The organism is Tenebrionibacter intestinalis (assembly GCF_016632365.1).
Lineage (GTDB): Bacteria > Pseudomonadota > Gammaproteobacteria > Enterobacterales > Enterobacteriaceae > Tenebrionibacter > Tenebrionibacter intestinalis.
This window is the reverse complement of the sequence record NZ_JAEPBH010000154.1, coordinates 1-754: the sequence shown is the minus strand read 5'-3', so window position 1 is coordinate 754 and position 754 is coordinate 1. Positions and strand designations below refer to the sequence as shown.

At 51.3% G+C, this 754-nt stretch carries 1 pseudogene; it reads right to left on the bottom strand.

Going from position 1 to position 754, the window contains the following annotated elements:
- Window positions 1-38 precede the first annotated feature (38 nt).
- Window positions 39-410, bottom strand: a pseudogene (locus JJB97_RS18255) (DUF4942 domain-containing protein); the annotation flags it as partial.
- Window positions 411-754: the final 344 nt, after the last annotated feature.

Genomic DNA, 754 nt, shown 5'->3' with positions numbered 1-754 from the left:
AGTTGGCGCCAGTCGGCAAAACTAGTTGACGTCTAATAATCGTCCTTTTCCAGGCTGTTGTACCACTGCTCACGAATCTGGGCATCCATGAGCGAAAGCATGCCTGACTCCTTCATCAGATCTCGCCATATGCTGCGATCGAGATTACGGGTAATAGCTTTCATCGCCGCTTCTGGTTTCTCCATCAACCAGCAGCTCCAACGGAAATCCTGCTTCATAGCCCAGTCCAGCGCCGTTTTACCGCCGCTACTGCGGGTCAGCGTCGAAACATCGACAAGTTGTTGCATGATCATTTCAATCTGCGCCAGCGCGGCATTACGTCCGGTGACGATGCGATCAATGCTGGTGGAGCAAATCATGACGGTGTGGCCGGTTAATATTTCGGGTTCGGAGAGAGTAAGCTCTGACATTATTTCGTTCCTTATATAAAGCAAAGCGCCAGCCGGTGAGGGCTGGCGCTTATGAGTAAGTGATGAGTACTGTTCGGTGGTAATCTGTACTGGTCTGTCGCAGAAGTTGAAGTTGACTGAGATCGTGAACGTCCTGACGCACACGTTCAATCCAGGGCAACAGCACTGCTGAATCGGTGTTGTCTTTGACGACAGGCTTTCGACAGACCGAGACGTTTGAGGCGTAAGACCGGAAATGACCACGCCTCCAGGTGGAGTAAGTAACCGGAGCCGGTATACAAAATCCATTCCGACTCGCCAATGAACTGAACCGTACCGGGTTTCCTGGAGACTAAACTCTCAGT